This is a genomic window from Algihabitans sp., assembly GCF_965226985.1.
Taxonomy (GTDB): domain Bacteria; phylum Pseudomonadota; class Alphaproteobacteria; order Kiloniellales; family DSM-21159; genus Algihabitans.
Window position 1 is genome coordinate 2,230,104 of sequence record NZ_OZ245712.1, and the last position, 24,961, is coordinate 2,255,064.

General features: G+C 65.3%; 20 protein-coding genes. 19 read left to right on the top strand and 1 reads right to left on the bottom strand.

The window, feature by feature from the left end; genetic code table 11:
• The first annotated feature begins 118 nt into the window (after window positions 1-118).
• The 14 genes from hisG to ACO054_RS10345 all read left to right on the top strand — a co-directional run bounded on the left by hisG (window position 119) and on the right by ACO054_RS10345 (window position 19,449).
• Window positions 119-781, top strand: coding sequence for an ATP phosphoribosyltransferase (gene hisG / locus ACO054_RS10280; protein WP_421706478.1), 663 nt, complete (start codon window positions 119-121; stop codon window positions 779-781).
• Window positions 771-2,102, top strand: a complete 1,332-nt coding sequence (gene hisD, locus ACO054_RS10285; RefSeq protein WP_421706479.1) for a histidinol dehydrogenase — start codon at window positions 771-773, stop codon at window positions 2,100-2,102. The genes hisG and hisD overlap by 11 nt, the downstream gene beginning before the upstream one ends.
• Window positions 2,099-2,572 (top strand): UPF0262 family protein, encoded by a 474-nt coding sequence (locus tag ACO054_RS10290; RefSeq protein WP_421706480.1) that lies wholly within the window; start codon window positions 2,099-2,101, stop codon window positions 2,570-2,572. The genes hisD and ACO054_RS10290 overlap by 4 nt, the downstream gene beginning before the upstream one ends.
• A gap of 21 nt (window positions 2,573-2,593) precedes the next feature.
• A complete protein-coding gene (locus ACO054_RS10295) occupies window positions 2,594-3,145 on the top strand; it encodes a low molecular weight phosphatase family protein (protein ID WP_421706481.1) in 552 nt (183 codons plus the stop codon).
• Window positions 3,146-3,306: 161 nt separating this feature from the next.
• Window positions 3,307-3,798 (top strand): sigma-70 family RNA polymerase sigma factor, encoded by a 492-nt coding sequence (locus tag ACO054_RS10300; protein ID WP_421706482.1) that lies wholly within the window; start codon window positions 3,307-3,309, stop codon window positions 3,796-3,798.
• 10 nt (window positions 3,799-3,808) lie between these two features.
• Window positions 3,809-4,846 carry a FecR family protein gene (locus tag ACO054_RS10305; protein WP_421706483.1) on the top strand — a complete coding sequence of 346 codons (1,038 nt, stop codon included), beginning with the start codon at window positions 3,809-3,811 and terminating at the stop codon, window positions 4,844-4,846.
• Window positions 4,847-4,969: 123 nt separating this feature from the next.
• On the top strand, window positions 4,970-7,477 hold the full coding sequence (locus ACO054_RS10310; protein ID WP_421706484.1) for a TonB-dependent receptor domain-containing protein: 2,508 nt from the start codon (window positions 4,970-4,972) through the stop codon (window positions 7,475-7,477).
• A 281-nt stretch (window positions 7,478-7,758) separates the two neighbouring features.
• Window positions 7,759-10,206 (top strand): TonB-dependent receptor domain-containing protein, encoded by a 2,448-nt coding sequence (locus tag ACO054_RS10315; protein ID WP_421706485.1) that lies wholly within the window; start codon window positions 7,759-7,761, stop codon window positions 10,204-10,206.
• 204 nt (window positions 10,207-10,410) lie between these two features.
• Window positions 10,411-10,932: an RNA polymerase sigma factor gene (locus ACO054_RS10320; RefSeq protein ID WP_421706486.1), complete on the top strand. Its 522-nt coding sequence runs from the start codon at window positions 10,411-10,413 to the stop codon at window positions 10,930-10,932.
• Window positions 10,933-11,055: 123 nt separating this feature from the next.
• The gene (locus tag ACO054_RS10325) at window positions 11,056-12,033 is read left to right on the top strand and encodes a FecR family protein (protein ID WP_421706487.1); all 978 of its coding nucleotides are present in this window, start codon (window positions 11,056-11,058) and stop codon (window positions 12,031-12,033) included.
• A gap of 163 nt (window positions 12,034-12,196) precedes the next feature.
• Window positions 12,197-14,746, top strand: coding sequence for a TonB-dependent receptor domain-containing protein (locus tag ACO054_RS10330; RefSeq protein ID WP_421706488.1), 2,550 nt, complete (start codon window positions 12,197-12,199; stop codon window positions 14,744-14,746).
• Window positions 14,747-15,037: 291 nt separating this feature from the next.
• Entirely contained in the window at window positions 15,038-15,535 is a 498-nt protein-coding gene (locus tag ACO054_RS10335; RefSeq protein ID WP_421706489.1) for an RNA polymerase sigma factor, read from the top strand.
• Window positions 15,536-15,734: 199 nt separating this feature from the next.
• Window positions 15,735-16,751 (top strand): FecR family protein, encoded by a 1,017-nt coding sequence (locus tag ACO054_RS10340; protein WP_421706490.1) that lies wholly within the window; start codon window positions 15,735-15,737, stop codon window positions 16,749-16,751.
• A 301-nt stretch (window positions 16,752-17,052) separates the two neighbouring features.
• Window positions 17,053-19,449 (top strand): TonB-dependent receptor domain-containing protein, encoded by a 2,397-nt coding sequence (locus tag ACO054_RS10345; RefSeq protein WP_421706491.1) that lies wholly within the window; start codon window positions 17,053-17,055, stop codon window positions 19,447-19,449.
• 14 nt (window positions 19,450-19,463) lie between these two features.
• Here ACO054_RS10345 and ACO054_RS10350 read toward each other — a convergent pair whose 3' ends face one another.
• On the bottom strand, window positions 19,464-20,276 hold the full coding sequence (locus tag ACO054_RS10350) for an SDR family NAD(P)-dependent oxidoreductase (protein WP_421706492.1): 813 nt from the start codon (window positions 20,274-20,276) through the stop codon (window positions 19,464-19,466).
• Window positions 20,277-20,498: 222 nt separating this feature from the next.
• Between ACO054_RS10350 and infA the strand changes: the two genes are divergently transcribed.
• From infA to ACO054_RS10375, 5 genes are read left to right on the top strand one after another with little or no spacing between them, the layout of a single operon-like run.
• Window positions 20,499-20,717 carry a translation initiation factor IF-1 gene (gene infA / locus ACO054_RS10355; RefSeq protein WP_119166174.1) on the top strand — a complete coding sequence of 73 codons (219 nt, stop codon included), beginning with the start codon at window positions 20,499-20,501 and terminating at the stop codon, window positions 20,715-20,717.
• A gap of 22 nt (window positions 20,718-20,739) precedes the next feature.
• The gene (locus ACO054_RS10360) at window positions 20,740-21,369 is read left to right on the top strand and encodes a Maf family protein (protein WP_421706493.1); all 630 of its coding nucleotides are present in this window, start codon (window positions 20,740-20,742) and stop codon (window positions 21,367-21,369) included.
• Between the two features lie 3 nt (window positions 21,370-21,372).
• On the top strand, window positions 21,373-22,527 hold the full coding sequence (locus ACO054_RS10365; RefSeq protein WP_421706494.1) for a ribonuclease E/G: 1,155 nt from the start codon (window positions 21,373-21,375) through the stop codon (window positions 22,525-22,527).
• A 52-nt stretch (window positions 22,528-22,579) separates the two neighbouring features.
• Window positions 22,580-22,795 carry a DNA gyrase inhibitor YacG gene (locus ACO054_RS10370; protein ID WP_421706495.1) on the top strand — a complete coding sequence of 72 codons (216 nt, stop codon included), beginning with the start codon at window positions 22,580-22,582 and terminating at the stop codon, window positions 22,793-22,795.
• Window positions 22,792-24,939, top strand: coding sequence for a trypsin-like peptidase domain-containing protein (locus ACO054_RS10375; RefSeq protein ID WP_421706496.1), 2,148 nt, complete (start codon window positions 22,792-22,794; stop codon window positions 24,937-24,939). Before ACO054_RS10370 ends, ACO054_RS10375 begins: the two co-directional genes overlap by 4 nt.
• Window positions 24,940-24,961: the final 22 nt, after the last annotated feature.

Genomic DNA, 24,961 nt, shown 5'->3' on the forward strand with positions numbered 1-24,961 from the left:
GGGACCGCAGAGGCTAAGTCAGGGGCCAATCCTGGTGAAGGGTCTTCACGTGTCTGCCGCAAACATCCGAAACGGCCGGCCAGAGCGACAGGCGAAACTCCCGCAAGCGAAGCGTTTCATGACAACCGACCGACCCCTGGTTCTCGCACTGCCGAAAGGCCGCATCCTCGACGAACTGATCCCCGTCCTGGACCGCGCCGGCATTACGCCGGAACCCGCCTTTTTCGACAAGAAGGCGCGGCAACTCCGCTTCGCCACCGACCTGCCCGGACTCGACATCATCCGAGTGCGCGCCTTCGACGTGGCGACCTTCGTCGCCTACGGCGCCGCGCAGCTAGGCGTGGCCGGCGCCGACGTGCTGATGGAGTTCGACTATCCGGCGATCTACGCTCCCGTCGACCTGCGCATCGGCTACTGCCGTCTGGCCGTCGCCGAACCGACGGACCAGGCCGAGAGCGACGATCCCAAGCGCTGGCAGCATGTCCGGGTCGCAACCAAGTTCCCGAACATCGCCCGCCGCTATTTCCGCGCACGCGGCGTCACGGCCGAGTGCGTGAAACTGAACGGCGCGATGGAGCTGGCGCCGGGCTTGGGCCTCAGCCGCCACATCGTCGACTTGGTCTCCACCGGCAGTACCCTGCGCGCGAACGACCTGGTGGAGGTGGAGCAGATCGCGGAGATCACCTCGCGCCTGATCGTCAATCGCGCCGCGCTCAAAACCGAGCGCCGGAGCCTAGAACCCTGGATCGCACGTTTTCGGGAGGCCGTCGATGCCACGTGAACTCAAAACCTCGGCCCCCGATTTCGAGTCGGTCTTCGCCGCCTTCCTGGCCGAAGCGCGCGCGCCGGAGGAGGATGTGGCCGGACGGGTCCACGAGATCGTCTCTGCCGTTCGCAAGGACGGCGATGCCGCTCTGATCGACTACACCCGGCGTTTCGACCGGCTCGAGCTGACGCCCGAGACCCTGCGCATTCCCCGAGGCGAACTGGAGGCCGCAGCCGAGGCCTGCCCGCCCGAAACGCTGGACGCGCTGAAACTGGCGGCGGCGCGGATCGAAGCCTATCACCTCAAGCAGAGGCCGGAAGACGCGCTCTGGACCGACCAACTCGGCGTCCGGCTGGGCCACCGCTGGACCGCCGTGGCGGCCGCCGGGGTCTATGTCCCGGGCGGCACGGCGGCCTACCCCTCCTCCGTTCTGATGAACCTGATCCCGGCCAAGGTGGCGGGCGTGCCGCGCGTGGTGATGGTGGTGCCCACGCCGGACGGCAAGACCGCACCATTGGTGCTAGCGGCGGCGCAGCTTGCCGGCGTCGACGAGGTCTACCGGGTCGGTGGCGCCCAGGCCGTCGCCGCCCTCGCCTATGGCACCGAGACGATCCGGCCGGTCGACAAGATCGTCGGTCCCGGCAACGCCTACGTCGCCGAAGCCAAGCGGCAGGTCTTCGGGCAGGTGGGGATCGATTCCATCGCCGGCCCCTCGGAGATCCTGGTCGTGGCCGACGCCGACAACGATCCGGCCTGGATCGCCGCCGACCTTCTGAGCCAGGCCGAACACGACAGCGTGGCGCAGTCGATCCTCATCGCCGACGACGCCGGCTTCGCGGAGGCGGTGCGGCGGGCCGTCGATCTGCATCTGCAGCGCCTGCCGCGCAGCGAGATCGCCAGCCGCTCCTGGGAACGCCACGGCGCGATCCTGCTGGTCGAGAAGCTGGCCGAGGAGGCTCCGGTTTTGATCGATGCCATCGCGCCGGAGCACCTGGAACTGGCAGTCGCCGATCCCGACGCGCTGCTGCCGAATATCCGCAACGCCGGCAGCATCTTTCTCGGCCGCTATACGCCGGAGGTGCTGGGCGACTACCTGGCCGGGCCTAACCACGTGCTGCCGACGGCACGCAGCGCGCGCTTCGCCTCCGGCCTGTCCACCCTGGACTTCATGAAGCGCAGCTCGCTGCTGGGCGCCGATCCGGAGTCTCTGGCGGCCCTAGGTCCGGCCGCCGTCGCCCTGGCGGAGGCGGAGGGCCTGCAGGCGCACGCCTTGTCCGTCGCCATTCGCCTGCAGAGCGGCGCAAAAAACGGCGCGGGGGACGCCGGGGAGGCATGAGCGATCAGCGGTTGATCAAGATCTCGCTCGACGAGCAGACCCTGGTCCGCCGCAATCCCGACATCGAACACGAGCGCGCCGTCGCCATCTTCGACCTGCTCGAGGACAACAGCTTCGTCCCAGTCGGCGACTTCGCCGGCCCCTACAGTCTGCACCTATCGCTTTCGGAAAACCGCCTGGTCTTCGAGATCCGCGACGGCGAAGACCTGCAGAAACTGGGTACGGTCGGACTGTCGGTCACGCCCTTCCGGCGTATCGTGAAGGACTACTTCACGGTCTGCGAAAGCTATTTCGAGGCGATCAAGACCGCCAGCCCCTCGAAGATCGAGGCCATCGACATGGGGCGGCGGGGCCTCCACAACGACGGCGCCGACCTGCTGCGCGAGCGTCTGAAGGGCAAGATCGAGGTGGACGACAACACCGCGCGGCGGCTGTTCACCCTGCTCTGCGTCCTTCACATAAAGGGCTAGGCGGCAATGGGCCCAGAGCCGATGGCCAAGCCGACTGCCAGGCCGATCGCCAAGCCGACTGCCGAGCTGTCTGCCGGGCCTTCCCCTCAGCCATACGCCGCCTTGTCCGCCGAGCTCTCTTCGGGACCGTCCCTCGCCCTGCCCGATGCCGTTCTCTTCGCCTGCTCCGAAAACTCGGTGCGCTCTCCCATGGCCGAGGGGCTGCTGAAACACCTGCTCGGGCACCGGATCTACGTCGACTCCGTCGGGGTGCGCGCGCAGGAGGTCAACGGCTTCGCCGTCGCCGCGATGGAAGAGCTGGGCATCGACATCTCCCGTCACAGGGCGAAGACCTTCGACGACCTGGAGGACTCCTCCTTCGACTTGATCGTCTCCCTCTCGCCGGAGGCCCAGCATTCCGCCGTCGAGATGACCCGCACCATGGCCTGCGACGTCGTCTACTGGCCGACCCTGGACCCCACCATGGTCGAGGGCACCCGGGAGGAAAGGTTGGAGGCCTTCCGCCGCTCCCGCGACGACCTGCTGGCCCGGATCCAGGCCCGCTTCCCGAAGGACCTAAAGCCCGAGGTCTAAAGTGCGGAGGAGTTGCGCGGCTCCCGATCCGTCGCTAGAAAAGAATTGAGAATAATTCGCAATCTCATGACTGGTCTGGCGACGGGACCGCACCGCCCTGGGATTGCGCCGTATGGGGAAACTTGACCCTGGGTCAGGACAGCACGTCACTCGCGCTTTTCATGACGCATCGAACCGCGTTGCTGAACTATGCGAAGGACATCGTCGGCGAGCGAAGCCTGGCGGAGGATGTGGTCCAGGATGCCTATCTGAGACTGGAGAGAGCCGAAAAGCGGCACGCGGCCGACAACAGTCTGGACGAGCCGCTGGCCTATCTGTTCAAAATCGTGCGGAATCTTGCCCTTGACGTGCGCCAGCGCCTGAATCGCGAACGCGGACATCTGACTCTGGGCGACGCGGCCGGCGCCGACAGGATTCCCGCGGACCGGCCGGACCCCGAAAGTCAGGCTATCGACCGCGATCAGCTGCGCCTGCTGCAGGCGGCCTTGGACGAACTGCCGAGGCGCTCGCGCGTGGCTCTGGAGATGCATAGGTTCGGCGACTACCGGATTGCCGACATCGCCGCGCATCTGGGAGTCTCTGTCGGAACGGCCCATGCTTTGGTGGTCGATGCGCTCGACCACTGCAAGTCGAGACTGGGGCGCAGATCGTGATGCTGCAGCGATGAGCGACGGACGGACACCGCGAAGCGCCAGCGAGTGGCTGATTGCGTTGAGGGATGCGCCCGACGACCAGGGCCTGCGCCAAGACCATCGGCGCTGGCTGGCGGCCGACGAAGGCCACCGCAATGACTGGGGCGAAACACTGCGAACCTGGCAGTTGATGGCCATGACGCTGCCGGCCCACATCGAGGATTGGGGCGCCTCCGCAGAGGCGCGCGATACCCGGCCCGAAAAAACGCCGCCCCCTGTCGGCAGGGCGGCTGCGCAGCGAAGACGGCCCGAAGAGCTTCGTCCTCCAAGACGCCGACTGCGCCGCCCTGCCCTCATCCTCGGCGGCCTTGCCGCTTCGCTTCTCTCGGTGGTGCTGCTACTGCCCGACGCGCTGGTGACCCTGCGGGCGGACCAGCGCAGCGGTACCGGCGAGGTCAGGTCTATCGAGCTGGAGGATGGCAGTCGCCTGCAGCTTGCGCCGGAGAGCGCGGTCGCCCTCACCTTCGATCTTTCCGAACGGCGGGTCGAGCTGCTGCGAGGCGAAGCCTTCTTCGAGGTGGCGCCCGAGACCGACCGCCCCTTTCGGGTGGAAGCGGCCGGGACGGAGACAGTCGTCCTGGGCACGCGCTTCACCGTCGGCCTGAGCGAGCGAAGCGCCATGATCGGCGTCGAGGAAGGGGCCGTCCAGGTCACGACGCCTGCGGACAGAGAGGGGACCGCAGCCGGCTACAGTCTTAGTCCCGGCGACGTTCTGGAGGTTGCTGCGAACGGCGACAGGACGACGCGGCAGGTCGCACCCTCTCTCGTCGCCGCCTGGCGCGATGGTTTGCTGGCCGCGCAGCATCGGCCGCTCGGCGAGTTGGTCGCTGTCCTCGACCGCTACTTCGACGGCATCATCATCGTGGCTGACCCGCAGCTTGCCCAGGCACCGATGACCGGCCTCTACAAGCTGTCCGATCCCGAGGCTGCCCTGCGTGCGATGGCGGACGCACAGGGGGCCAGGGTTCGCAAAGCCTCTCCCTGGGTCCTTGTACTCTCCAGGCACTGACACCCCGTCCCCAACTTTTTTTGAATATCCCGGACGCCGCGCAGTCTTCACTACAGGATCTGCGAACAAGTTGCATTCGCAGATCCTGTAGTGATGCGTTCGGGGATCAGGGGCGAAGAGTCGATGGGGAAGAAGTTCGGTGGGGGGAAGAAGTTCGGTGGGGGGAAGAAGTTCGGTGAGGGGAAGAAGTTCGGGGACGGAGCATCCGCCGGAAGAGGGCTACGCAGCGCCGTCTCCAGGATTGCAACGGCAGTTGCATTGATCGCCTTTGCATCGACCGCCGCTCCGGCCCAGACGACGACGCCCTCCAGCTTCGATGTCTCCGCCCAACCCTTGACCGTCGCGCTGCCGCTGTTCGGCCAGCAGGCTGGTATCCAGGTCTCCGTCGACGGCGATCTGGTCAGCGATCTGCGCACGAACGGCGTGACCGGAAGCATGTCGGTCGAGGCCGCCTTACAGCAGCTTCTCGCCGGTACCGGATTGACCTACCGCTTCACGGCGACCGACAGCGTCACGCTGGAACGTGTGGTGGTTCAGCCGGAAAGCGGGCCGGTCAGGCTCGCCCCCGTCACCGTCACCGCCCGGCGCACTGAAGAGCTGCTGCAGGATGTGCCCGGAAGCGTGGTGGTGCTCACCGGCGAGGAGTTGGAGCGATCCAACGTCGGCAGCGCGACAGACGTACTGTCTCGTCTGCCCAACGTCGGTTTTCTCAGCGGCTCCGATCCCAACTCTCTTCCGCTTTCCATTCGCGGCGTCAGCAATCTAGCCGGCGTTGGCACCAGCGGCCCGACCAACGGTGTCTTCTCGAACGGAATCCTGCTCAATCCGACGGGGCAGGCTTTCGGTATCGATCCGAATCTCGTCGACCTGGAGCGGGTGGAAGCCGTCTTCGGTCCGCAAGGCACGGCTTTCGGTAGCGGCACGATCGGTGGTGCCATCAACTTCGTCACCAAGAAGCCGACGGAGGAGTTCGAAGCGTCGCTTGAAACGGAGATCGGCTCTTTCCCTGACGGTCGCGGCACGGCTATCGTCAATTCCCCTATTCTCGACGATGGCTTGCTGTCGGCTCGGCTGGTCGCTTTCGGCGGAATCTCGGACGGTTTCGTCGACTTTGAGAATGTGAGCGATCCCGATTCCATCGGGCGGGACGATATCGGCGTCCGCTTGAGCCTCAGGTCGCGGCCAACCAACCGCCTGACACTCGATAGCTCCGTCTCCTTCGACCGCACGGAGTACGACGCTGAAAACGAAGTGCCGATCGATCGTTTCGACGACGACGACCTAGTGTCCGAAGCGGATTTCGTCGGCGAAGGCAGGATCGATCGGCTGCTCACCTCCTTCGAATGGGTCTATGATCTCGATAGGGGTTCGATAAGATCCACAACGTCGTTCCTGCAAAATGAGAGCGAGATCGCCGAAGACACCGACTTTTCTCAAATCGATTTCGACGTCACTACAGGCACCCTCGAAGAACGGGCGGTCGCCCAAGAGGTTCGCTTCGAGAGCGAGAGCTTCACGCTTCCAGCACAGAGCGGCGAGGTCAGCTTCAATCTCGGTGTCAGCACGAATTTCAGCGAGTTCGAGCGGGATATCTTGAGTGACCCAGGTTCCGACGCCTTCGCGCTATTCGGCGAGTTGGACGACGGCAGCACGACGCTTTCCAGTTCCAAGCAGAATGTCTTCAACATAGGTCTTTTCGGCGATGCGAGATGGCGGCCGATTCCAGCACTGGAAATCGGGTTCGGCGCCCGCTTCAGTCGCGATCGCGTGAGACAGGAGAGCGAAATCGTAACCTCGGGTTTGTCGGCGCTCGCCAGCCCTCCCGTACCCTTCGCCTCGGAGGAGGCGATCTTCACAGCTGTCACCCCCAGCGCCTCGATCAAGTACGATTGGAGCGAGAATTTCTCGACCTACTTCACCTTTTCCACCGGGTATAGACCAGGCGGCTTCAGTGCGCTGCAGACTGGCCTATTCGGCTTCGAGGAAGAGAGCGTGCTGTCCTACGAAGGCGGCTTTCGAGCTTCGCTCTTCGACGATCGGCTTCTGGTGACCGGTAGCGGTTATCTGCTCGACTACGACGACATTCAGGTCACGACAGTGGACGACGGCGGTGCCGTACCGGTGTTCAGAATTGACAACGCCGCCGCCGCTCGAAGCGTTGGATCGGAAATCGGCATTTCGGTTTTGCCCACCCAAGGGCTGAGAATCGACGCGCAGATGGGTCTGAACTTCACCAAGTTCACCGACTTCACCGACTCGGTCTTCGGCGACATAACCGGGACACGGCTGCCAACCGCACCCGTGCATACCCTCAGTTTGGTCGGAGACTACGAGCATCCGCGTGAAATCCTGCTCGGCGCCCGGGGTTTCCTGCGGGCGGAGTACAACTTTCAGTCCAGTTTCAGGGATCGCGTCGACCCAAGCTTCGAACCCTTGGACGGCTTCGACATCCTGAATCTCAGGATTGGCCTGAGATCCGAAAACTACGCGGTCGAGGCATTCGTCGAGAACGCATTGGACGAGATTTATGCGACCAACCAAGCATCCGCTTCCGCCCTCGGTCTTGGTCCGGCGACCGTGGAAGTCGGTGCGCCCCGCCATTTCGGCGTAAGGGCGCGGCTGCAGTTCTGAAATTTGTGCGATAGCGCTGCTCACCCTGGAGTACAGGCTTTGCCGCAATAACGGCTTTTGGAAGATGGTCGCGCTTTAGACTTGTGTAGGCCGATGCACGGGGTGCGAGAATTCGCGAAATCTCTCCCTGGATCCTCGTGCTTTCCAGGCACGGACACCCCGTCCCCAACTTTTTTTGAATATCCCGGACGCTGCAAAGTCTCCACTACAGGTGCTGCAAATGAGTTGCGTTCGCGACTCAGCGCCATTGAGGCATCCGGGATCCAGGGGGCGACATGTCGATGGGGACGACGATCGAGGGCGGACTGTCCGCCGTAAAACGGCTGCGCAGCGAAGCCTTTGGCGTTGCGACGGCTCTTGCCGTCCTGACTCTGGCAACGACCGGGGCTCTGGCGCAGTCGCAAACGCAGGCCAGCTTCGACGTCTCCGCCCAGTCTCTGACCGCCGCACTTCCCCTCTTCGGCCAGCAGGCCGGTATCCAGGTCTCCGTCGACGGCGATCTGGTCAGCGATCTGCGCACGAACGGCGTGACCGGAAGCATGTCGGTCGAGGCCGCCTTACAGCAGCTTCTCGCCGGTACCGGATTGACCTACCGCTTCACTGCAGCCGACAGCGTCACGCTGGAACGTGTGGTGGTTCAGCCGGAAAGCGGGCCTGTGCGGCTGGAACCCGTCACCGTCACCGCCCGACGGACCGAAGAGCTGCTGCAGGACGTGCCCGGCAGTGTGGTCGTCCTGACCGGCGAGGAGCTGGAACGGTCCAATATAGACAATACGACGGATGCGCTTTCCCGGCTCCCGAACGTCGGTTTCATCGGCGGCTTCAGTCCCGACAATCTTGTGCTTTCGATCCGCGGAATCAGCAATACGATAGGCGGCAATGCGAGCGCACCGACGAACGGTGTCTTCGCCGATGGCATTCTTTTAAATCCGAGCGGCGATAGAGCTGGTATCAATCCCAACCTCGTGGATCTCGAGAGAGTAGAGACGATTTTTGGTCCCCAGGGCACGGCCTTCGGCCGCGGCACCATTGGCGGCGCCATCAACTTCGTGACCCGCAAGCCGACCGACGAGTTCGAGGCTTCCCTGGAGACCGAGCTCGGCTCCTACCCCGACGGACGCGCGACCGCGATCGTCAACGCACCGATCGTCGAGGAGGGTTTGCTCTCCGCCCGATTGGTGGCTTTCGGCGGCATTTCGGACGGCTATATCGATTTCGAGAATGAAGGCGATCCGGATTCGATCGGAAGTGACGATGTCGGCGCCCGCCTCAGCCTCAGGTCGCAACCAACCGACCGGTTGACCCTCGATGGCTCCGTCTCCTTCGACCGCAGCGAATTCGATGCCAGGAATAGCGTGGAAATCGACGTTCTCAACGGCAATCTGGCCACCGGAGCCGATTTCGTCGAAGAGAATTCGCTCGACCGGCTTCTGGCATCGTTGCAGTGGACCTACGACTTCGATGTCGGTTCATTGAGGTCGACGACAGCCGTTTTCCGGACCGAATTGGACCGCGCAGACGATTTTGATTTCACGGATCTCGACTTTGCCGAGGATCGCATTGAATCGGAGGAGCGAACCGTTTCTCAAGAGTTCCGCTTCGAAAGCGAGCGTTTCACCTTGCCGTGGCAGGCCGGCAGACTGACCGTCAATCTGGGCTCTAACATCAGCTTCACCGAGTCGACCTCCAACAATGTTATCGATCCAGGAGAAGATGCCTTCGCGCCCAACGGCCTGACGGACGACGGCAGCACTATTACGACCCGGCAAGAGCAGAACCTCTTCAATCTTGGTGTTTTCGGGGATCTGCGCTGGCAGCCGATACCTAATCTGGAGATCGCCGCAGGCGCGCGCGTCAGCCGCGACCGCGTGAAACAGAACGGGGAGACCCTGAGCTCAGGCTTATCTGCACTGACGGTTCCGCCAGTGCCCTTCAACTCGGACGAGGCGGTCTTCACCTCCGTGACACCCAACGTCTCCATCAAGTACGACTGGACCGAGGACTTCTCGACCTACTTCGCCTTTGCGACCGGGTATCGGCCGGGCGGCTTTGCACAAGGCTTGTTCGGTACCCGTAGCTTCGAGGAGGAAACGGCCCGGTCTTTCGAGGGCGGCTTCCGCGCCTCGCTTTTCAGCGACCGGCTTCTGGTCAACGGCAGCGGCTTTCTGATCGACTACGACGACATTCTGGTGAATGCCCCCGACACGGCCGGCGGCGTAACCGACAACGTCATTCGCAATGCGGCAGGCGCAAGAAGCGTCGGCGCGGAGATCGGCATTTCCACACAGCCCCTCGAAGGACTGCGGATCGACGCCCAGAACGGCCTGACCTTCGCCAAGTACACCGACTTTACCGACTCACCTCAGGGCGACTTGACCGATACGCGGCTGCCCCTGACGCCGGTTCACACGGTGAGCATCGTCGGCGACTACGAGCATCCGCGGGAAGTCTTGCCCGACGCACGCGGCTTCTTTCGCGTCGAGTACAGCTACCGCTCCAGCTTCACCGCTGAAATCGGCCAAGACGAACCCACCTTGGATGGCTTCGACATCGTGAACCTTCGACTTGGCCTGCGTGGCGAAGGCTTCGGAGTCGAAGCCTTCGTCGAGAACGCGCTCGACGAGCGCTACGCCACGAACACCTCCGTCTCTGCCTCAAGCGCCGGATCGGTGATCGTCCAAGCCGGCCCGCCCCGCCATTTCGGGGTCAGAGCGAGGCTGCAGTTCTGACAGGCGAACCGGATCGTTTCGGCTGTTTGAACAACGGCCGCTGCGCGTAGCAGGGGGAGCTTCGACAGGAGCTCGGTTTGCAGAGGCAAAGCGAACCAATCTTCGCCGATTGCCACCTTTCGGTTCGCCATAGCAAGATGTTGCGAGTAGTTCTCATTCTCGCTATTTTGCCGACCGACTGGTTTTCGGGCAGCGGGGTCGAGGGTGCGCGACGGGCGCAAAGACAGTCTGGAGCGGATCTACCTGGACCACAGCAAGCGGTTGAAGCGCTTCGCCCGTCAGCTTGTCGGCTGTCCGGCGCTCGCCGAGGACATCATCCAGGAGTCCTTCCTGCGCCTGCGACAAGCGGAGGTGACCGGGGCGATCAGTCACCCGAAACCCTTCCTCTACACGACCGCCCGGAATCTGGCCTACGACAAGCTGCGCCAAGATCGGCGCCGCGGCCGGGTCTTTGACCCCGGCGGACCGCCTGCCGAGCTGGACGAAATCCCGACCGCGGAGCCTTCGCCGCAGACTCTCTTGGAGGATCGGGAACTGCTGCAACGGATCGAGAGCGTCCTGGCCTCCATGCCGGAGCGCCGACGCAGGATCTTCACGATGCGGCGCATGAGCGAGATGAGCGTCACTGCGATCGCGGTCGCACTGGGACTCAGCGAGAGCACCGTTCGCAACGAGATCAAGACGGCGCTGCTGGAGTGCTTCGCGGAGCGCAATCGGCGACGTTAGAACAGGATCGCTTCAGGTGGAATCGCAGTCCAGGCGGGGTGGCGCAGCTTCTTCTGTGGAAACGGCCTCGTCATTCGTTATAGGCATAAGGGCCAAGCGCATGCGGAAGGCGATGCACCGGCAATGAGCATCCGTCAATCGAACTCGGAACCTGGGCCGGACGAAGGATCGCGCGAAGAACGGGCGGCGGAGTGGTTCGTGCTCGTCACATCCGGCTCCGCTGCGGCCTCCGACGTCGCGGACTGCGAGGCTTGGCAGGCCGCCGACCCGCGTAACAGAGCCGCCTATGAGAAGCTCAGCGCATTCTACCGGTCGAACCTGCTTGGAACGGCGGTCCGGAACACGCAGGAAGGGGTCGCATCGCCATCGCGGCGTCCGGCACGCAGTCGGTCGGCGCTCTCGCCGCTGTCCTGGGCCGCGGCCGGTCTCGCCGCCTGCCTGTGCATCGCGTTTGCCACCAATGAGTGGAGCCGCTGGACATCCGACTTCTCAAGCCGGATCGGAGAGATCAAGCAGATCGCGCTCGATGAGGGATCGGCGATGATCCTCGACAGCGACAGCGCCGCGGATCGTCAGTTCACGGCAGACCTGCGTCGCATCGATTTGCGCAAGGGCCGTGTCCATCTCGATGTCGTATCCGACCCGTCCCGACCCTTTATCGTCGAGGCCGGAGGCCTGCAAGTAACCGTGACCGGGACCGCCTTCGACATCCAGTTGCTTGACGACGGTCTACGGGTGGCGGTCGAACATGGCGCCGTGACCGTCGGACAGACGGACGCCGAAGCTCAGCCTGTCGTTCTGAACGCCGGGCAGACTGCGGTCTTCGGTGGCGACGGCACCATTCTGTTTCGCAACGATACAGCCCGCTTCGACTGGCGGCACGGCCGCTTCAAGTTCCGCAGGGAGACCGTTGCAGCGGTGATGAAGCGTCTCGAGCGCTACATCCCCGGCCGTATCGTTGTCATGGATGCCGAGATCGCAGGGCAACGCATCAACGGCTCCTATCCCCTCGACGACCCGGCAGAAACGGCGCGACGAATCGCCGACATCGTTTCGGCCGATCTGACCGGACACGAGCGCCTGCTGCTCATTCTGCACTAGAGCGCGGTCGCCTCAGGAGGAAGCGGTTCCGCTTTCACCACGAACGACCCGCCCCGGCGCCAATCCTCGCCAAACTATTTTTGCAGTTTTGCGGAAGCCCGACGTCTCAGCTTAGAGCGGGCGTCGTTGCGAGGCCCGTACCTGGTTAGGGGGAGACGGGGCGATGGAGAAAACGGAAGCAGCACGCCAGAACGGCGCCGTGTGGAGGTATCTGCAATCGCTTCTGCTCTCGTCCGCCCTCGTCGTGGCGTCTGCGCCCTGGACAGCCGGCGCCCATGCAGAGGCGTCGCAGTTCTCGCAGGCCTCGAACGGCGCCTCCTCCACGAGCCCCGTGCAAAGGCAGCAGCGCGCACAGGCCGATGAGAGGACCTTCGCCTTCGCTATCCCGCCGCAGACTCTGGAAGCGGCACTTGAAGCCTTCTCCGACGAGACCGGATTGGCGCTCGGCTACCGCGCCGAGTTAACGGAGGGCCAACAGTCGCCCGGCTTCACCGGGACGACGACGGCGCGGACGGCGCTCGGCCAACTGCTTGGCACGTCCGGCCTGACCTTCCGCATCGAGGGCAACAGCGTCACGCTGGAGCGGATCGTGGTTCAACCCGAAAGCGGCCCGGCGCGCCTTGGCCCGGTCACCGTCACAGCCCGTCGGACGGAGGAGCTGCTGCAGGACGTGCCCGGCAGCGTGGTCGTCTTGACGGACGAGGAGCTGGAACGCTCCAACCTTCAGGACACCGCCGAGGTGCTCCTGCGGCTGCCAAACGTCAACTTCGTCGACAACTCGGATCCGGCCGATCTCGATCTGTCGATACGCGGGATCAGCAATCTGAGCGGATCCGCCAGCAGCCCGACCAACGGGGTCTTCGCCAACGGCATCCTTTTGAACCCCAGCGGCGAGACCAGCGGCATCAACGCGAGTCTTGTCGACCTGGAACGTGTCGAGGTGGCCTACGGCCCCCAGGGCACGGCCTTCGGACGCGGCACCATCGGCGGCGCCATCAACTTCGTCACCAAGAAGCCGACCGACGAGTTCGAGGCCTCTCTCGAGACCGAGCTCGGCTCCTATCCCGACGGACGCGCGACCGCAATCGTCAACGCACCGATCCTGGAGGACGGCCTGCTCTCGGCGCGGCTGGTAGCTTTCGGCGGGATCTCCGACGGCTTCGTCGACTTCGCCGAGGGCAGCAACCCGGACTCCGTCGGCCGAGACGACGTCGGCGCACGCTTGAGTCTCAGGTCGCGGCCGACCAGCCGGCTCACCCTCGATGCCTCACTCTCCTTCGACCGAACCGAGTTCGATGCCTCGAACACCGTAGACTTCAGGAGCGTCGAGAACGAGAACCTGGTCACGGGCGCCGACTTCCTCGAAGAAAACTCGCTCAACCGCATCCTCGCATCCTTCCAGGGCACCTACGACTTCGACATCGGGTCCCTCAGATCGACCAGTTCTCTCTTCCTCACCGACTTCGACAGCGTCGACGACAACGATTTTACGGCACTCGACTTCACCACCAATGTCGCCTCGCTGAACGAACGCTCCTTGGCCCAGGAGTTCCGCTTCGAGAGCGAGAGTTTCGACCTGCCGGGGGAGAGCGGCGAGATAGCCTTCAATCTGGGTACCAGCGTGAGCTTCAGCGAGCGGGATTTCAGCACCATCTCAGATCCCGGCGCAGACGCCTTTCGGCTCGTCGGCGAAGCCCGTGGCGTCGGCCCCCTGCCGGACGACGGCAGCACGATCGGCGACAGCTCGAACCGGGATGTCTTCAACTTCGGCCTGTTCGGCGACCTGCGATGGCGGCCGATCCCCGACCTGGAAGTGGCCGCCGGCGCGCGCTTCAGCTTCGACCGCGTGAAGGAGGAAGGCGAGACCGTGAGCACGGGACTCTCCGCTCTTACAAGTCCACCCGTGCCCTTCGAATCGGGCGAGGCGAACTTCACCTCCATTACGCCTAGCGCCTCGATCAAGTATAACTGGACAGACGACTTCTCGACCTACTTCGCCTTCGCGACCGGGTTCCGGCCCGGCGGCTTCAGCTCCACTCAGTTCGGCTTCTCGAGCTTCGAGGAAGAGAAGGTCCGGTCCTACGAAGGCGGCTTCCGGGCGTCCTTGTTCGACGACCGCCTGCTGGTGAACGGCAGCGGCTACCTGCTCGACTACGAGGATATCCAGGTCTCGCTCGCGACCACGGTCGGCGGCATTCCGCGGGTGTTTATCGACAACGCGGCCGAGGCCCGCAGCGTCGGCGCCGAAATCGGCATCTCCGCCCTACCCATCGAAAGCTTGCGGATCGACACGCAGATCGGCATCAACTTCGCGAAGTTCACGGACTATCCCGACTCCCAATTCGGCGATCTGACCGACAGGCGGCTGCCGAACGCTCCGGTTCACACCTTCAGCATCGCCGGCGACTACGAACATCCCCGCGAGATCCTGCCGGGCGCGCGCGGCTTCCTGCGGGCCGAGTACAGCCTGCGCACGAGCTTCAACACCGAACTGGATCCAGATGATCCGGGTTTCGACGGCTTCGACCTGCTCAATCTGCGGCTCGGTCTGCGAGCCGAACGCTACACCTTCGAAGCCTTCGTCGAGAACGCGCTCGACGAGACCTATGCCACCGGATCGTCGGCCGGCTTCGCGAGCACCTTCGGCGCCGGGAGGATCGTGGACGTCGGCGCGACCCGGCGATTCGGCGTGAGAGCCAGGCTGCAGTTCTGACCTCACCCCCTACACTACAGCAGGATCACTACAGCAGGATCACTACAGCAGGATCGCCTGAGGCGGAATCGCGTGAGCGATCGCGCCTCAGGCGTGACTCCTACTGTCATCATAAGTTTAGAGCGCGGTCCAAGGCTGCATTCCTTCTGCTGACCGACGCCTCCACCGACGCGGCCTCAGGCTGCTATTGCGACTTATTCTCAATGAAGATAGGGTCCAGTCCGGCTCGGTGCTCAAAACGCCGGAAGCCGCGCAGGGGTCATCGTATGACCGGATTTGACATGGCGGTTGATGCGCAACACCGACTTGATGGAGGCCTTTAAGGAGAACGAACAGGACCTCATTCGTTTTCTAATCGTGCGCCTCAAATCGGTCTTCGCCGCGCAGGATCTCGCCCAGGAGCTTTATCTCAGGGTTTGCGGCCTGGACGAGAGCTTCGCCGTCCGCAACGGGCGGGCCTACCTGTTCCGCATGGCCTCCAATCTCGCGATCGATCATCTTCGGCGGGAGTCGCGACAGGCGGAGTTGCGGGACGAACTTCAGGCCTTTCTCGCCGAAGAGAGCGAGGTCGCCACGCCTGAGGAGGCACTGATCTCCCGCGACGAGCTGGCACGCCTGGAACGCGCCATGGCGGAGCTGCCGCCGCTCAGCCGGAAGATCTTCTACCTCAGCCGTTTCGAACAGAAGTCGCAGCGCGAGATCGCCGCCCTCGTCGGTCTGTCGCCGACCGCAGTCTTCAAACACCTGAGGCGGGTCATTGATTATCTGGCGGCAGTTCGTGACACTTGACGACAGGGTTCGATGGAGCGCCGCAGCCTCACAGAACCGCAGCAGGAGCTTCCACGTCTATTCATGAGAAGGTCGCCGTGAGAAGGTCACCGGTCATGGCGGGCCTGCAGGGCGCGTCGTCATGCGGGACGGCGCCTCAGGCAGAACGAACCCAAGGAGCGCCTTCTCGGGCCTATCCCGGCAGACGCGCAGACAAGGCATGAAAGACCACGGGCAGCACCTCGGCGGGGAAGACGAGACGGTCGCCGCGGCGCGCGACTGGCTCGTCCGCATGACCTCGGGCGAGCCGACGGCGGAGGAGTCGCGCCGCTTCCAGGCGTGGCTGGCCCAATCGCCGTCGCACCGGAAAGCCTATGAACAGGAACGACTGTTCTGGCAACGCCTGGGTCATCTGAAGGCGGCCTCCGGCCCGCACACCTGGGCACCGGCGTCGAGAGCATCGGCACCCAGCACCGAGCGCAGCGCCAGGGGCCGGGTCTCGGCGCGCGCGCGGCGGACCTTCGCGGCGGCAGGCCTGGCGGCGGCCTGTCTGAGCCTCTTCCTGCTGTCCGGCGACTGGCTGCGCGCCGCAGTCCTGGCCGATCACCGCACCGCGCAAGGGGAGCTGCTGAGCGTCGACCTGTCGGACGGCTCGACCACCCATCTCGACACCGATACCGCTCTTGCCGTTACCTTCAACGCAGCCGAAAGGCGCATCGCCTTGCTGCGCGGCGAAGCCCTGTTCGAGGTTGCGCCCGATCCCCAGCGGCCCTTCCGGGTCGAACTGGCCGGCGGCGTGATCGAAGCGGTCGGGACGGCCTTCGTGGTCCGGCACGACGGCGACGCCGCCGACATCGCCGTCCTGGAAGGACAGGTGCGCGTCGTCTCGCCCGCCGCTGCGGGCAGCGAAGCGGCCGCAATTCTGGCGCGGCCGGGCGAGCGGACGCGCTTTGCGAAAGACGATCCGCCCAGCCCGCCGGAGACCTTCGATCTGCGAAGAGCGGCCGCCTGGCGCCAGGGTGTCATCCTGATCGACGGCCTCCCACTCGACAGGGCACTGGAGGAACTCGACCGCTACCGGCCAGGACGGATCCTGCTGATGGGCGAAGGCGACGACTATCGGCCGGTCAGCGGCGCCTTCGATCTACGGAACGTCGACGCGGCGGTCGCAGGCCTCGCCGCCACGCACGGCCTCTCCGTCACAGCGGTCACCGACTATCTGCTCATCCTGCACTGACAGGCCGCCGCGCCTCCCGCGAATCGTAATGAAGAAAAAAATGCCTGCAGGCGGGTGAGCAGCGCCCGTCCTCGTTCGTCGTGGCTAGGAGAGGTGCCGCAAGGGGTCTCGCTTCGCGCCCTCTCCTATCGGCGTCCGCGCAGCGAAAGCAGCGTAGGGCGTCTCTGGCCGCGTCGAGAGGGGCAAGATGACGAGGGAAGCAATCCGTTCCGCAGGGCCGGCCGCCCTGTACTGTCGCTATTCTATTCTTGGGAGCGCTCTCCTACCGTTCCTGCTGTGCACATCTCTCACAGCCGGCGCGGTGGAACCTTCAACACCGCCGATCCCGCTGCCAGCAGCAGACAATCCGCAGCAGCAGGCCCAAGCGCAGGCCGAAAGAGACTTCGACATCCAACCGCAGCTCCTGTCCTCCGCCCTACTCGACTTCCGCCTACAGTCCGGGCTGCAGGTCGCCTATCGAACAGACGATGTCGGCGAGTTGCGAACCCAGGGACTGACCGGCAGCTTCACGCCGGAAGTAGCCTTGCAACGCCTGTTGGCGGGCACCGGCCTGGTCTTCCGCTTCACGGCCGCCGACACCGTGACGCTGCAGCGCGCAGTCGCAGACCAGGACAGCGGGCCGGTCAGGCTCGCACCCGTCACGGTCACCGCCCGGCGGACCGAGGAGCTGCTGCAGGACGTGCCCGGAAGCGTGGTGGTGCTCACCGGCGAGGAGTTGGAGCGGTCAAATATAGACAATACGACGGATGCGCTTTCCCGGCTCCCGAACGTCGGTTTTATCGGCGGCTTCGAGCCCGACAATCTGGAGATTTCGATCCGCGGGATCAGCAACACGCTATTCGGCAGAGCCTCGGCACCGACCAATGGTGTTTTCGCGGACGGCATTCTATTGAATCCGAGCGGCAATCGAGCGGGTATCAATCCGAACCTCGTGGATCTCGAGAGAGTAGAGACGATTTTTGGTCCCCAAGGCACGGCCTTCGGCCGCGGCACCATCGGCGGCGCCATCAACTTCGTGACCCGCAAGCCGACCGACGAGTTCGAAGCTTCCCTGGAGACCGAACTAGGCTCCTACCCCGACGGACGCGCGACGGCGATCGTCAACGCACCGATCGTCGAGGACGGCCTGCTCTCGGCGCGGCTCGTGGCCTTCGGCGGCATTTCGGACGGCTATATCGATTTCGAGAACGAGGGCGATCCTGATTCGATCGGAAATGACGATGTCGGCGCCCGCCTCAGCCTCAGGTCGCAACCAATCGACCGACTGACCCTCGATGCCTCCGTCTCCTTCGACCGCAGCGAATTCGATGCCAGGAATGTCGTAGCACTCGACGGTCTCAATGGCAATCTGGCCACCGGAGCCGATTTCGTCGAAGAGAATTCGCTCGACCGGCTTCTGGCATCGTTGCAATGGACCTACGACTTCGATGTCGGTTCATTGAGGTCGACGACAGCCGTCTTCCGGACCGAGTTGGACGCCGCAGACGATCGGGATTCGACGGAAAGCGACTTTTTTGAACAGTATCTCACATTGGAGGAACGAAGCGTTTCTCAGGAGTTCCGGTTCGAAAGCGAGCGTTTCACCTTGCCGTGGCAGGCCGGCAAGCTGGCCGTCAATCTGGGCTCGAACATCAGCTTCACCGAATCCAGGTCCAGCGACCTCACAGATCCAGGAGAAGATGCCTTCGCGCTCCTCATCGGCCGGTCGGACGACGGCAGCACTGCTACAACCCGGCGAGAGCAGAACCTCTTCAATCTTAATGTTTTCGGGGATCTGCGCTGGCGGCCGATACCTGACCTGGAGATCGCCGCAGGCGCGCGCGTCAGCCGCGACCGCGTGAGACAGAATGGAGAGACCCTGAGTTCAGGCCTCACCGCGCTGTCGGTTCCGCCAGAACCCTTCAACTCGGACGAGGCAGTCTTCACCTCCGTGACACCCAACGTTTCTATCAAGTACGACTGGACCGAGGACTTCTCGACCTACTTCGCCTTTGCGACAGGGTATCGGCCGGGCGGCTTTCAACAAGGCTTGTTCGGGTTCCGCAGTTTCGAGGAGGAAACGGCCCGGTCTTTCGAGGGCGGATTCCGCGCCTCGCTGTTCGACGACCGGCTTCGGGTCAACGGCAGCGGCTTTCTGATCGACTACAACGACATTCAGGTGAATGCCTTCGACACGGTCGGCCGTTTAACCGACAACGTCATTCGCAATGCGGCAGGCGCAAGAAGCGTCGGCGCGGAGATCGGCATTTCCACACAGCCCTTAGAAGGATTGCGGATCGACGCCCAGAACGGCCTGACCTTCGCCAAGTACACCGACTTTACCGATGCACCCGAGGGCGACTTGACCGATACCCGGCTGCCCCTAGCGCCGGTTCACACAGTCAGCATCGTCGGCGACTACGAGCATCCGCGGGAAATCTTGCCTAACGCACGCGGCTTCTTTCGCGTCGAGTACAGCTATCGCTCCAGCTTCACCGCTGACACTAGCCAAGACAACCCCACCTTGGACGGCTTCGACATCGTAAACCTGCGACTCGGCCTGCGTGGCGAACGCTTCGGAGTCGAAGCCTTCGTCGAGAACGCGCTCGACGAGCGCTACGCCACTAACGCGGCCGCCGGTGCCTTTGGTATCGGACCGGCGACTGTCGTCGCCGGCCCGCCCCGCCATTTCGGGGTCAGAGCGAGGCTGCAGTTCTAGACTCAAGCCTCACTTTAATGCGACGCGCCACCGTCCACGGCGAAGGCCTGTCCGGTGACGTGCGGCGCAGCGACCAGGAAGGCGGTCATGTCCGCCATGTCGCCCTCGGTCTGCGGCACGCCCTGGGGAATGAAGGTCTCGATGGAGCGGGCGTAGGCCACCTCCTCGCTTTCGCCAGGCTGGGCGAAAGCCTTGCTGAGCAAAGTCCACATCTGCGTGCCGACGATGCCCGGACAGAGGCAGTTGACCGTGATGCCCTCCTTCGCGACCTCCTTGGCCAGCGAGATCGAGAAGCCGATCATCGCCCATTTGGAGGCGCAGTAGTGGGTGAGGAAGGGCACGCCCAGCTTGCCGGCGATCGAGGAGATGTTGACGATGCACCCGCCGCCGCCCTGCGCGCGCATCTGCGCGACCGCCGCCCGGTTGGTCAGGAAGGTCCCCTTGGCATTGACGCCCAGGACGCTGTCCCAATCGGCCTCCTCCAGCTCCTGAATCGGTTTCGCCGTGATGACGCCGGCGCCGTTCACCAGAACGTCGAGGCGGCCGAAGGTCTCGACCGTCGCCGCCGTCATGGCCTCGACCTGGGCGGCATCGGTCACATCGGCTTCGATGGCGACTGCCCCTTCGCCCAGGGTCTCGGCGAGATCCCTGGCGGCGGTGTAGCCCCCCATGTTTCGGCCGAAGTACTGGTTCGCCGCGCCTGATGCCTGATCCAGTCCCGCCAGGGCGACCTTCATCCCCATTCCGTGAAAGCGCTCCGCGATGCCCTTGCCGATCCCGGTCCCGCCGCCGGTGATCAGGGCGACTTTGCCCGTCAGGTCCGCCATCGTTCCTCTTCCTCCTATGCGTTGTTGATTTATCGCTGAGTGCGACTGTAGATCGAAATTTGCCGTAATGTCTCGCGTGCCTTAACGGGGAGGCGGTGAGAATTGTGTGTGCGGCGCGTCTCGGTTAAGGTCCGCGCAAGTGAGGTATGCCGTAGCGGCCTTGACGGGGGGCGCCGGCTGCCCGATTTAGCCGCTACCTTCAACGGGCAGATAAGACGAGGCATGTCGAAAGAAGACTTGATGGAGTTCCAGGGCACGGTGGTGGAGCTGCTGCCCAACGCGATGTTTCGCGTAAAGCTGGACAATGACCACGAAGTGCTCGCCCACACCGCCGGTAAGATGCGCAAGCACCGCATCCGTGTTCTGGCCGGCGACCGCGTCAATGTCGAGATGACGCCTTACGACCTGACCAAGGGTCGCATCACCTTCCGCTTCAAGTAGCCGGTTCGGGAGGACGGCGCGTATGTGCCGATCCCCGCAAGCCGAGACGGCGACGCCGGATCTGGTTCTCGCCTCGGCATCGCCCCGGCGGCTGGATTTGCTACGCCAGATCGGACTCGAGCCGACGCGGGTGCGTCCGGCGGAGCTGGACGAGACGCCGCTGCCGCGCGAGCTGCCGCGCGCCCATGCGAAGCGGCTGGCCCGCGCCAAGGCGGAGGCCGTTGCCGCGCAGGACCCCGACTGCTACCTGCTGGCCGCCGACACCGTGGTCGCGCTGGGGCGGCGCATCCTGCCCAAGGCCGAGGATGCGGCCACCGCGCGCGACTGCCTGCGCCGGCTGTCGGGCCGCCGGCATAGCGTGCTGGGCGGCCTGGCGCTGCGGGCTCCGGACGGCCGCTGGGCGGAGCGGCTGGTGGTGACCGCCGTCAGCTTCAAGCGGCTGAGCGAGGCCGAAACGGAGGCCTACATCGCGAGCGGAGAGTGGCAGGGCAAGGCTGGCGGCTATGCCATTCAGGGCCTGGCCGCAGCCTTTGTTCCCTGGATCGGCGGTTCCTATTCCAACGTCGTCGGTCTGCCCTTGGCGGAGACGGCCAAGCTGCTGACCGGGCTCGGCTATCCGCTCTACAGGTCGCCTCGGGTCCAAGGGTCCTAGGCGTTGAGCGGGCGTCTGCTGATCTCCCTCCTGCCCGGCGAACTGCGCGCCGCGCGGCTGGGGGAGGACGGAACGCTGCGCGACTATCTGGTCCAGCGCGAAGGAGACGGCGTCGCCTCCGTCGGCGACGTGTGGTTGGCGCGGGTGCTGCGCCTGCAGAAGAACCTCGGCGCCTTCATCGCGCTGGGCGAGTCGCGCCCGGCCCTGCTGGACTGGACCGACTGTCCGACCGGCCTGACCGAGGGTGCGAGCCTGACCCTGCGCGTGACGCGCCTGGCCCAGGCCGGTAAGGGAGCCAAGGTCAAGCCCGCCGAAGCGCCAGGCCCCCCTCCGCCAAGCCCAAAGCTGCCGCTGCGCCTGGTGCGCGGCGACGATCCGCTGAGCCTGCTCGGCCGGGATATCGACGAGGTCCTCTGCGACGACGGCGACCGGGTGGCAACGCTGCGCCGGACGCTGCCCCAGGGCGTGACGCTGCGCCTGCAGGGTCCGCGCCCGCCCCTGTTCGACGACGAGCTGGAGGAGGAGATCGCGGCGCTTCTGCTGCGTGAGGTCCCTCTGGCGACCGGCGGCCGGCTGCTGATCGAGCCGGTGGAAACCCTGACCGCGATCGATGTGGACTCTGGGGGGGCCGCCGGCGGGGCCGCCGGGGCGCTGGAGACCAACCTTGCGGCGGCCAAGGAAATCGCACGGCAAGTTCGCCTGCGCGCACTCTCCGGCCTGATCGTTGTCGATTTTCTGGAGATGCGCGCGCGCCATCAGCGCGAGCGGCTTCACAAGGCGCTCAGAACGGCCTTCGCCGGCGACCCGGTGGAAACGGCCATCTTTCCGCCGCTGCCGTCGGGCCTGGTCGAGATCGCCCGCCAACGCCGCCGCCCGGCCCTGCACGAGGTGCTCTGCCGCGCGGCCGGCTGGCAGGCCAGCCCGACCACCCAGGCCTACGACGCCCTGCGCCGAGCCCTGGCCCATCCGGCGGCCGCGCGGTTGACTCTGAGCCTGCCGGCCGCGGCCGTCGCGGAACTGGAGGGACCTCTGCGCAACGCGCGGCAGGCCGTGGAGGCTCGGCTCGGTGCCCCGTTGATCCTCCATGAGCGCGATCCGGCAGACGGTCCGTCGTTCGAGGTTTTCGCCGGCGAGATGCCACCGCGCAATCGCCCCTGACGGACGCGCCGAAGCGATTCCACCTCGGGCAATCCTGCTTTAGACTAAGGTCATGTCTGATGACCAAGTCGTCTCCATGACCGCCCGACGCGGCGAGCGCTGCCCGGTTTGCCAGAAGCCGACCATCGAGCGCTATCGCCCCTTTTGCTCCAAGCGCTGCGCCGAGATCGATCTCGGCCGCTGGCTCAAGGGCGGTTACCGCATTCCGACCGACGAGGTGCCCGCCCCCGGAGAACCGGTGGAGACGGACGAGGACATGCCGCGATGAACGGCCGAACCCGGCTGCGGCGCGCGGGCCTGCTCGCCATCGCCGGTACTCTGCTGCTGCCGACCCTGCTGCTCTCGGCAAGCCCGGTGCGGGCGCTTCCGGCGGACACGCTCGAGTCCGTCGTTTCGGTCCTGCCTGTCTGGCCGGGGCGGCCGCAGGGCGGCCAAGCCATCCCGCCCGGCAGCGCCCCGGAAGGCAGCGGCGTGGTGGTGGGGCCGGACGGCCTGATCGCCACGGCCTGGCACGTGGTGGAACCGGCCGAGCGGATCGACGTGCGCCTGTCCGACGGGCGGATCCTGCCGGCCGAGTTGATCGGCCAGGACCGGGCCAGCGACATCGCGCTTCTGCGGGTCGATCTCGACTTACCTCCCCTGACACCGGCACCGCGACCGGCGCTGGCGCAGCAGGTCTGCGCCATCGGCAACGCCTACGGCCTGGGCCTTTCCGTCACCTGCGGCGTGGTCTCCGCCCGCGACGTCAGCAACGCCGGCTTCAATCCCATCGAGGATTTCGTCCAGACCGACGCCGCCGCCAACCCCGGTAGCTCGGGCGGCGCCCTGGTCGACAGCGAAGGCCGGCTGGTCGGTCTGCTCTCCGCGATCTTCGCGTCCGACGCCGACGCCAACATTGGGATCAACTTCGCCGTCTCCCAGCCCTTGCTGCAGCGGGTCGTCGAGGATCTGCGCGACGACGGCGCGGCCAGCTACGTCTCGGCGGGTTGGCGACTGCAGCCGCTCTCGCGCGACCGCCAGGCCGAGGTCGTCGCCGCCCGGATCGCGACTCTCGCCCCCGACGGTGCGGCTGCTGCTGCCGGTCTGGAGGTCGGCGATCTGGTCCTGCGCATCGGTGAGCGGCGCGTTCGGACGCCCCGCGACGCCATCGGCGCCCTGGCTTTGGTACCGCCGGGCGGAGACGTCGAGGTCGCGTTTCTGCGCGGGGCGGCGGAGCTGCGCGGCACCCTCGACTTCAGCCGACCCGAACGGCAGGATAGCACGGCGACGAATGAGACAGACGCGCCGGAGACGAGTCAGCCCCCAGTCTCCCCAGCTCCAGCCTCCCCGGCTGAAACATCCCCTGCTCAGACGGGAGGTGCCGACTGTCCGCACCCTGTAGCGGTCTGCGCGGCACGCCAGGCCGTTTTCCCAATCGAGAGCTTCGATCCGCTGGCGAGCGCCGTGCGGATCGGCGAGGACCTGCTGGTCACCAACCGCCACGCCCTGGCCGACCGCGAGACCGCCAGCGTCTTCACGCCGGGCGGCCCCCGCGAGGGCCGCGTCGTCGCCTCGGCCTATCGCGGCGATCTGGCTCTGCTGCAGGTGGCCGGCCTGCCGGACACGGGGCTGATCCTGACCCCCGAGCCACGCGACGACGACGGCCCCTTCTTCGCGGTCGGCGCAGACGTAGCCCGCCAGGAAGTGCGGGTTTTCGAGCCGGGCGACCTGATCCTACCGCCGGCAGACGAAGCCCCGCTCGGGCGGCTGCACGTGACCGCGCGGATGCAACCGGGCGTCAGCGGCGGCGCTCTGCTGGACGACGAGGGACAGCTTGTCGGCATCGCCGTGGGCGGCGGCGAGGGCCGCTACGAGGCGCTGCCCGCCGAGGCGGTCGTCGAGCTGCTGACCTTGCGCAACGCCCCCGACGCGGGCTCCGTCCAGACCGCGTTGGGCACGGCCTTCAGCGGCTGCGCCGATGCCCTGGGCAGCGCGGCGACGGCCGGGCGCGGACCCCTGCCCGATCAGGTGGCCCTGGCTCTGGCCGAAAGCTGCCGTGCCTCGGAGAATGCCGGGCAGTATCTGGAGGCCGGCCGGCTGCTGGGGATGACCGGCGACTTCGCCCGTGCCATCGAGCTGCACAGCGCGGCGGTTTCCCAAGTGCCGAACTCGATCAACGCCCGCATCGCGCTGCTAGTCTCTCTGCAGCTCGGCGGACGCATCGAGACTATGCTGCCCCATGCCCGCTGGCTGTTCGAGCAATTGCCCGATGATCCCCAGGCGCAGCGCTTCGCGATCCAATCCGGCGTCTGGGGCAACGACCCGGCGCTGGCGGAAGCGGCCTATACCCGCCTGGCCGAAAGCAACCCGCGCCAAGCCGAGGCGGCCCGCCGCTTCATCGACAGCCCGCCGCCGGCGCCACGCGCACGCTAACCGGGGCGGCAGCAGCACTCTC